The organism is Nonomuraea typhae (assembly GCF_009760925.1).
GTDB lineage: Bacteria > Actinomycetota > Actinomycetes > Streptosporangiales > Streptosporangiaceae > Nonomuraea > Nonomuraea typhae.
Window position 1 is genome coordinate 194064 of the sequence record NZ_VRLV01000021.1, and the last position, 8457, is coordinate 202520.

Genomic DNA, 8457 nt, shown 5'->3' on the forward strand with positions numbered 1-8457 from the left:
CACATGTCGCAAGCGTGGTGGCGGGGGGCCGCGATCTACCAGGTGTACCTGCGTAGTTTCGCCGACGGCAACGGGGACGGGGCGGGCGACCTCACCGGGCTCCGGGGACGCCTGCCGTACCTCAAGGACCTTGGTGTGGACGCGATCTGGCTCAACCCCTGGTACCCGTCGCCGATGGCCGACGGCGGCTACGACGTGGCCGACTACCGCGGGATCGAGCCGGTCTTCGGGACGCTGGGCGAGGCGGAGAAGTTCATCGCCGAGGCGCATGGGCTGGGCATCAAGGTGATCATCGACGTGGTGCCGAACCACAGCTCCACCGCGAGCGCCTGGTTCCAGGAGGCGCTCGCGGACCCGGGCGCGCGGGAGCGGTTCTGGTTCCGCGACGAGCCGAACGACTGGCAGTCGATCTTCGGGGGCCCCGCGTGGACGCAGGTCGCGGACGGGCAGTGGTACCTGCACCTGTTCGCCCCGGAACAGCCGGACTTCAACTGGGACTCGGCCGAGGTGCGCGCCGACTTCGAGGACGTGCTGCGCTTCTGGTTCGAGCGCGGGGTGGACGGCTTCCGCGTCGACTCGGCCGCGCTGCTGGTCAAGGACGAGACGCGCTGGGAGGACCTCGACCCGGTCCACGACGTCTACCGGCGCTGGCGGGAGATCGCCGACGAGTACGGCGACCGGATCCTCATCGGCGAGCTCTGGCTGCCCGACCAGGAGCGCTTCGCCCGCTACCTGCGCCCCGACGAGCTGCACACCGCCTTCAACTTCGACTTCCTGTCCTGCCCGTGGGAGCCCGCCGAGCTGCGCCGCGTCATCGACCTGACCCTCGCCACGCACACCCCCATCGGCGCGCCGCCGACGTGGGTGCTGGCCAACCACGACGTCACCCGCCCGGTCACGAGGTACGGCAGGGCCGACACGTCCTTCGCGCACGGCGGCGCCCTGCACGGCAGCCCCTCGGACCCGGTGCTCGGGGTGCGCCGGGCACGGGCGGCGGCGCTGCTGGCCATGGCGCTGCCCGGCTGCGTCTACGTCTACCAGGGCGAGGAACTCGGCCTCCCCGAGGTGGAGGACCTGCCCGACGCCGCCCGCCAGGATCCCATGTACGCCCGCTCCGGCGGCGCCAACCGGGGCCGTGACGGCTGCCGCGTCCCCCTGCCCTGGTCCGGCGCCGAACCTCCCTACGGCTTCGGCGGTGCGCCCACCTGGCTCCCCCAGCCGGAGGGCTGGGCCGCGCTGACCGCCGAGGCCCAGAGCGCCGACCCGGGCTCCATGCTCACCCTCTACCGCCGGGCCCTGAGCCTGCGCCGCGAACTGCTCGGCGACGGCACCATGACCTGGCTGGACCTGGGCCCCGGCGTGCTGGCGTTCACCCGGGACTCCGGCCTGACCAGCGTCACCAACCTCGGCGCCGAGCCGGTCCGGCTCCCGCCCGGCGACCCCGTCCTGACCAGCGGCCCGCTGACCGATGGACACCTCCCTGCGGACACCACCGCCTGGCTCTACGATCGGCAAACGTGACCCGACTCATCCCCTTTCCGCCCGACCGGCTGGATCCGGCGGCCCGCGCGGTCTACGACACGATCACCTCGGGGCCGCGCGGCGCCTCGGTGACCTCCTCGGACGGGACGCTGATCGGCCCGTTCAACGCGATGCTGCTCAGCCCGCCGCTCGGCGACGCCCTTCAGGCGCTCGGCGCGGCCGTCCGCTACCACTCCCGGCTCACCGACCGCTGCCGCGAGCTGGCCACGCTGGTCGTGGCCAACTCGATGGACAGCGCCTTCGAACGGCGGGCCCACGAGGCGCTGGCCCGGCCGCTCGGCTTCACCGACGAGCAGCTCGACGCGCTGCGCGCCGGTACGCCGCCCGACCTCGACGACGCGGGGGAGCGGGCCGTGTACCGGATCGTCCGCGCCCTGGTCACGAGGGGCGACCTGGACGAGGAGGAGTACGCGCTGCTGCCCGAGCAGGTGGTGTTCGAGCTGACCACGCTGGTCGGCTACTACCGCACCCTGGCCCTCCAGCTGCGGGTCTTCCGCGTCTAGACGAACGCCGTCAGGCAAGGAGAGGGCGCGGGGGAGACCGGCTTCAGGGCCTCGTCCGCGGGAACCCGTCATGCACGTAACGGGAATCGGCGACGACCACCTTCGCGCCCTTCGTCAGATCCGTCACTGCTACCGGGGGGCTCCCGCCGGTTGCACCCGGTTCACGCGGATTCCCGGATGATCAGATCGGTCGGCAGGATGATCGGCTCCCGAGGGCCGTTCTCGAACAACGACAACAGCAGCCGGACCATCGCCGCCGCCTGGTCGAAGACGGGATGCCGGACCGTGGTCAGCGGCGGCTCGGTGTACTTGGCCGCCTCGATGTCGTCGAAGCCCACCACCGCCACGTCGCCGGGAACCCGGCGGCCCGCCTGCCGCAGCGCCTGCAGCGCGCCGACCGCCATCAGGTCGTTGGCCACGAAGACCGCGTCCAGCTCCGGGTCGTCGCGCAGCAACTGGCGCATCGCGGTCGCGCCCGACTCGCGGGTGAAGTCGCCCACCGCCACGATCGAGCGCCGATCCGACTCGCGCAACACGTTGCGGTAGCCGGTCAGCCGGTCCTGGCCGCCGATCATGTCCAGGGGGCCGGCGATCGTGGCGATCCGCCTGCGGCCGGTGTCCAGGAGGTACCGGACCGCCGATTCCGCGCCGCCCACGTTGTCGTTGTCGACGAACGGGATGTCGACGGGTACGGCCGGCCTGCCGTACGAGACGACGGGCACGCGCAGCCGGGAGACGGCGGCGGGCAGGGGGTCGGCGCCGTGCATGGAGATGAGCATGACCCCGTCGACGTGCCCGCCGGCGATGTAGCGCTCCACCCGCGCGTGGCTCTTGGGGGAGGAGGCCAGCATGAGCACGACCTGTTTGTCGGCCGCCTCGAGTTCGACGCTGGCCGTCCTGATCACTGTGGAGAACAACGGGTCGTCGGCGAAGACCCGGGACGGCGGCTCCGAGACGACCAGCGCGATCGAGTCGGTCCGCTGGGTGACGAGGCTGCGGGCGGCGCTGTTGGGCACGTACCCGAGTTCGTCGATGGCCCGCAACACCGCGTCGCGGATTCCCGGCGCCACGGTCGTCTGCCCGTTGACGACCCGGGAGGCGGTGGCACGTGACACTCCGGCCCGCGCCGCGACCGCCTCCAACGTCGGACGTTTTATCACGCTAGGAATCTACAGTCCGTTCCTGGCGATGACGTCGCGGTACCACAGAGCGCTGTCCTTGGGGGTTCGCGCCTGGGTGGCGTAGTCGACGTGCACGATGCCGAAGCGGCGCCGGTAGCCCTCGGCCCACTCGAAGTTGTCCAGCAGCGACCACACCAGGTATCCGCGCACGTCGGCGCCCTGCTTGATGGCCAGATCGACCGCGCGCAGGTGCCCGTCGAGATAGGCCAGCCGGTCGGCGTCGCGTACCCGGCCGCCCTCGAGCACGTCGTCGTAGGCGGCGCCGTTCTCCGTGACCATGAAACCGGCCTGCGGATAGTCGTGCGAGAGCCGTACCAGCAGCCTGGACAGGCCCGTGGGCACGACCGGCCAGCCCATCGCGGTGACCGGCGCGTCGGCGGCGGCGAAGCCCACGTCCTCCGAGCCGGGCCAGGCGGGGTCGGCGGGCGTGCCCGGCGCGGCCCGGACCACGCAGGGGTTGTAGTAGTTCACCCCGATCAGGTCGATCGGGGCGTTGATGATCGCCAGGTCGCCGTCGCGGATGTGCGCGGTGCCGCCGTTGCGCTCGGCCGCCGCCAGCACCTCCGCGGGGTACTCGCCGCGCAGCGCGGGGTCGAGGAACTGGCGGTTGAGGAGCGCGTCGATCGTCCGTACGGCTGCCGCGTCCTCCTCCGACAGGGCGGCGGCCGGGTCGTCGACCTGGGCGGGCGTCAGGACCGGGGCGGAGTTGACCACCAGCATGAGGCTCCGGGCGCCCTGCTCGCGCAGCCGCCGCGCGGCCAGGCCGTGGCCGAGCAGCAGGTGGTGGGCGGCGCGCATGGCGGCGGCGGCGTCCTTGCGGCCGGGGGCGTGGACGCCGTTGCCGTACCCGAGGAAGGCGGCGACCCAGGGCTCGTTGAGCGTGGCCCACTGCTCGACCCGGTCACCCAGCCTGGCGTGTACGGCTGCCGCGTAGTCGGCGAAGCGGTGGGCGGTGTCGCGTTCTGCCCAGCCGCCCCGGTCTTCGAGGGCTTGGGGGAGGTCCCAGTGATACAGCGTCACGTACGGCGAAATTTCGGCCTTTAGTAGCTCATCCAGGAGTCTGTCGTAAAAATCCAGACCCGCGGGGTTGATGGGGCCGCTGCCGTCCGGCTGGATCCTCGGCCAGGCGATCGAGAAGCGGTAGGCGGCCAGGTTGAGCTCGCGCATCAGCTTCACGTCGTCGGCGTAGCGATGGTAATGGTCGCAGGCGACGGCGCCGGTGTCGCCGTTGTGGACCTTGCCGGCCGTACCCGAGAAGGTGTCCCAGATCGACGGGCCGCGCCCATCCTCCTTCGCCGCCCCCTCGATCTGGTAGGAGGCCGTGGCCGCGCCCCAGACGAAGTTTTCCGGGAAAGTCATCCCTTAACAGCTCCTTGCATGATTCCGCCGATGATCTGCTTGCCGAACACCGCGAAGACCAGGACGAGCGGCAGCGTGCCGATCGCCGTCCCCGCCAGGCCCAGCACGTAGTCGTTGACATAGCCGCTGGCCAGCGTCGACAGCGCGACCTGCACCGTCGGGTTGTCGGGCGTGAGCACCACCAGCGGCCAGAAATAGTCGTTCCACGCCGACATGAACGTCAGCATCCCCAGCACCGCCATCGCCGGCCGCGCCACGGGCAGCACCACGTGCCAGAACAGCCCCCACGTGCCGGCCCCGTCGACCCGCCCCGCCTCCAGCAGCTCGTTGGGCAGCGCCCGCTCCAGGAACTGGGTCATGAAGAACACCCCGAACGCGTTGACCAGCGCCGGCACGACCAGCGCGTACATCGTGCCGGTCCACTCCAGCTTCACCATGAGCATGTAGAGCGGGATGATCCCGAGCTGGGCCGGGACCATCATCGTGCCGACGGTGATCAGCAACATCGCGTTGCGGCCGCGGAAGCGCAGTTTCGCGAAGGCGAACCCGGCCAGCGTCGACAGGAACATCACCGCCACCGAGATCGCCCCGGCCACCAGCACCGAGTTCACCAGCGCCAGCGCGAACGGCACCGTGTCGAAGACCCGCTGGACGTTGGCGAAGAAGTTCCCGCCCGGCAGCAGCGGCGGCGGTACCTCGGCCAGCGCCGAGTTGTGCCGCGAGGCCACCACCACGCTGTAGTAGAGCGGGAAGGCGGAGAAGAAGGCCACCGCGATCAGCGTCAGATACCGCAACCTCATCGCAGCCCTCCCTTCATCCGGCGGGTGAGCAGGTAGTTCACCCCGGCCGCGAGGACCACGAAGAGGAACATCACCCAGGAGGCCGCCGAGGCGTAGCCGAAGTCGAACTTGCTGAAGCCGTGCTCGTAGACGAACAGCGAGAGCGTCTGGAACTGCCGATCCGGCCCGCCGGTCACCAGCGAGCCGCCGAACAACAGCGGCTCGGCCAGGATCTGCATCGCGCCGATCGTCGAGACGATCACCACGAAGACGATCGTCGGCCGGATCATCGGCACCGTGATCTTCCGCAGCTGCGTGAAGCTGGACGCGCCGTCGATCGTGGCCGCCTCATACAGGTCCCTGGGTACGGCCTGCATCGCCGCCAGGAAGATGAGCGCGTTGTAGCCGGTCCAGCGCCACATGATCATGACCGAGATGGCGACGTGCGAGCTGGCCGTACCCGCCGCCCAGTCGATCGCGCCGACCCCGAACCCGCCCAGCACCCAGTTGATCAGCCCGAAGTCCCGGCCGAACAGCTGACTGAAGATCACCACCACCGCCACCACGCTGGTCACGTTCGGCAGCAGCAGGCTGACCCGGAAGAACGTCTGCAGCCGCAGCGGCCGGTTCAGCAGGTGCGCCAGCCAGATGGCCAGCAGCAACTGCGGCACCGTCGAGATGATCCCGATGGACAGCGTGTTGAAGGTGGCGTTCCAGAAGTACGGGTCGCCGAGCAGCGTCCCGAAGTTCCCGAGCCCGATGAACGTGTGCTCGTCGGACAACAGCGTCCACTCGTGCAGCGACACCCACGCGGTGTAGATCAGCGGGAACAACCCGAAGGCGCAGAATAGCAGGAAGAACGGCGCGACATAGGCGTAGGGCGACACCTTCGCGCCGGCCGCGTACCTGCGCCTTCGGAGCAGCGTCAAGGGGATGGCGCTCATTTGATCGTCGCGACGTCCTGGAGCACCTGGGCCCACGCCTCGTCCGGAGTCTGCTTGCCCTGCTCGACCCGGCCCAGCCCGTTGCCGATCGCCGTGCGCACGTCGGCCTCCTTCGGCCCGAGGTGCTGGGGCTTGAGCGCCTTGGCGGCGTCGGAGTAGATCTTGCCGATCGGCGCGTCACCGAAGAACGGCTTGGTGAACGACTGGATCGACGGATCGTCATAGAGCGCCGGAATCGACGGGAACGTGCCCTCCTCCTTGAACACCTTCGCCTGACTCTCCTTGGACGTCAGGAAGTCGATCAGCTCCGCCGCCTCCTTGGGGTGCTTGCCCTGCTTGGGCAGCATGAGGTGGGACCCGCCGCTGTTCCCCGACCCACCGGGCACCGCCGCGATGTCCCACTTGCCGGAGGCGTTCTTGGCCTGCTCCTGAATGAAGCCCGTCATCCACGCCGGGCAGATGATCGTGGCGAACGACCCCTTGGCGAACCCGGTGTTCCACGGCGGCGTGAACGCGGCCAGCTTCGCCGACAGCTCGTTCTGGGAGATCTGATTGGCCAGATCCCAGGCTTTCTTCACGGCCGGGTTGGACCCCACGATGATCGCGTCCTGGGCGTCGTACAGCCCGACCGGAGCCTGGTTGACCATCGCCCGGAAAATCTCACCCGGCGCATCCACGAACTTGGCCCCCGGCACCTTCGCCGCGGCAAACTTCTTGCCCGTCTCGATGTAGCTCTCCCAGGTGGGCCAGAGCCCCGCCACCTCGGTCCGGTCAGTGGGCAGCCCGGCCTTCTCGAACAGGTCCTTGCGGTAGCACATGGCCAGCCCGCCCACGTCCGTGCCGAGCCCGAGCACCTGCTGCCCGCCCTTGCTGAGCCCCTGCTGCCACTTCCAGTCGAGGTAGTCGCCCTGCCGCTTGTCCAGCCCGAACTGCTTGAGATCGTGGAACTTGCCGGGCAGCGCGGTGAACGTACTGACATACCCCACCTCCACGGCCTCGATGTCCGCCGCCCCCGCGTTGGTCGCCAGCCGCTTGACCAGGTTGTTGTGGTGGTCGTTGAACTGCGTGACCTGCTCGACGATCTCGACGTTGGGGTGGGTCTTCTTGTACTCCTCGTAGAGCGGCTTGAAGCCGAAGTCGCCGAAGAGGCCGATGGTGAGCTTGACCTTCTCGGCAGGCTGAGCGGACGCGGCACCCCCGCCGCCGGTCGCGCCTCCGCCTCCGCAGGCGGTGGCAAGGGCAAGGACGAGTGGTACGGCGAGCAGTCGCACACGAGGGGTCATGGGAAACCCTCCAAGCTTTCCTGGGAACTAGGTGAGAGAGCGCTCTCTCAGAGTTATCCCGCCGCTCACCGCAGCTCGTCAACGGAACTTAGATAACGATCTGACGCTGATGAGAGAACGCTCTCTCATGTCTCTCAAGGCGTTCCCGCAGGTGAAGCCCGGGGTGTCCGCCCTTTGGGAGCGCTCTCACAGCCCAAACCCGTGAGCGGTCCGGCACAGCCCCAGAAGACCGGACCCACGCCAACCAACTGCCCCCGGAAACCTTCACCGCCCGGAGCCCCACCGCCCGAAGCCCCACCGCCCGAAGCCCCACCGCCCGAAGCCCCACCGCCCGAAGCCCCACCGCCCGGAGGCACCGACCACCCGGAGGCACCGACCACCCGGGAGGCCCCGATCACCCGGCAGCCCCCACCCCACCTGGGAGCCCCCACCACCTGGGAGGCCCCGACCGCTGGGAGCCCCCACCACCTGGCGGCTCTGTCACCTCGGCCCGGGCTCCATCACCCCGGTCCAGGGGCCGTCACCCAACCGCCTATCGCCGGGGGCCGGACTCCACTCCCACCCGGATGGCCACCATCCTCCGGACCTGGCCTCCGCCCCCTGGGCCGATCACCTTCCCTCGGCCGACCTGGTCGCCGAGGCGGGCTACCGCGGCACCTCCCCGGGCCGGGGCTGGTGGAGCGGCGCGGCGGCCGGCAACCTGGTGCCCGGCCAGCCGGCCCGGGGCAGCTTCCCCCTCCGGCTCACCTCGTCCCCGCCCACACCCGATCCGCCCATACCCGGACCGCCCACACCCGATCCGCCCATACCCGGACCGCCCACACCCGATCCGCCCATACCCGGACCGCCCACACCCGATCCGCCCA

Annotated in this window: 7 protein-coding genes; 2 read left to right on the forward strand and 5 right to left on the reverse strand. The window is 70.1% G+C overall.

Going from position 1 to position 8457, the window contains the following annotated elements; genetic code table 11:
* Nucleotides 1-3: 3 nt before the first annotated feature.
* Both FVE25_RS49115 and FVE25_RS49120 read left to right on the forward strand, forming a co-directional pair.
* Nucleotides 4-1521 carry a glycoside hydrolase family 13 protein gene (locus tag FVE25_RS49115; protein WP_157249820.1) on the forward strand — a complete coding sequence of 506 codons (1518 nt, stop codon included), beginning with the start codon at nucleotides 4-6 and terminating at the stop codon, nucleotides 1519-1521.
* Nucleotides 1518-2045, forward strand: a complete 528-nt coding sequence (locus FVE25_RS49120; RefSeq protein ID WP_246267493.1) for a carboxymuconolactone decarboxylase family protein — start codon at nucleotides 1518-1520, stop codon at nucleotides 2043-2045. The genes FVE25_RS49115 and FVE25_RS49120 overlap by 4 nt, the downstream gene beginning before the upstream one ends.
* Before the next feature lie 161 nt (nucleotides 2046-2206).
* Here FVE25_RS49120 and FVE25_RS49125 read toward each other — a convergent pair whose 3' ends face one another.
* Genes FVE25_RS49125 through FVE25_RS49145 form a run of 5 tightly spaced genes read right to left on the reverse strand, consistent with a single transcriptional unit; the run spans nucleotide 2207 to nucleotide 7591 of the window.
* Nucleotides 2207-3202: a LacI family DNA-binding transcriptional regulator gene (locus FVE25_RS49125; protein ID WP_157250178.1), complete on the reverse strand. Its 996-nt coding sequence runs from the start codon at nucleotides 3200-3202 to the stop codon at nucleotides 2207-2209.
* 12 nt (nucleotides 3203-3214) lie between these two features.
* On the reverse strand, nucleotides 3215-4585 hold the full coding sequence (locus FVE25_RS49130; RefSeq protein ID WP_157249821.1) for a GH1 family beta-glucosidase: 1371 nt from the start codon (nucleotides 4583-4585) through the stop codon (nucleotides 3215-3217).
* The gene (locus FVE25_RS49135; RefSeq protein ID WP_157249822.1) at nucleotides 4582-5385 is read right to left on the reverse strand and encodes a carbohydrate ABC transporter permease; all 804 of its coding nucleotides are present in this window, start codon (nucleotides 5383-5385) and stop codon (nucleotides 4582-4584) included. Before FVE25_RS49135 ends, FVE25_RS49130 begins: the two co-directional genes overlap by 4 nt.
* The gene (locus tag FVE25_RS49140; protein WP_157249823.1) at nucleotides 5382-6308 is read right to left on the reverse strand and encodes a carbohydrate ABC transporter permease; all 927 of its coding nucleotides are present in this window, start codon (nucleotides 6306-6308) and stop codon (nucleotides 5382-5384) included. Before FVE25_RS49140 ends, FVE25_RS49135 begins: the two co-directional genes overlap by 4 nt.
* Nucleotides 6305-7591, reverse strand: coding sequence for an ABC transporter substrate-binding protein (locus tag FVE25_RS49145; RefSeq protein ID WP_157249824.1), 1287 nt, complete (start codon nucleotides 7589-7591; stop codon nucleotides 6305-6307). The genes FVE25_RS49140 and FVE25_RS49145 overlap by 4 nt, the downstream gene beginning before the upstream one ends.
* Nucleotides 7592-8457: the final 866 nt, after the last annotated feature.

Coding starts and splice junctions, on each gene's coding strand:
- FVE25_RS49135 (WP_157249822.1), bottom strand. CDS start 5,385: ATGAGGTTGCGGTATCTGACGCTGATCGCGGTGGCCTTCTTCTCCGCC.
- FVE25_RS49140 (WP_157249823.1), bottom strand. CDS start 6,308: ATGAGCGCCATCCCCTTGACGCTGCTCCGAAGGCGCAGGTACGCGGCC.
- FVE25_RS49130 (WP_157249821.1), bottom strand. CDS start 4,585: ATGACTTTCCCGGAAAACTTCGTCTGGGGCGCGGCCACGGCCTCCTAC.
- FVE25_RS49145 (WP_157249824.1), bottom strand. CDS start 7,591: ATGACCCCTCGTGTGCGACTGCTCGCCGTACCACTCGTCCTTGCCCTT.
- FVE25_RS49115 (WP_157249820.1), top strand. CDS start 4: ATGTCGCAAGCGTGGTGGCGGGGGGCCGCGATCTACCAGGTGTACCTG.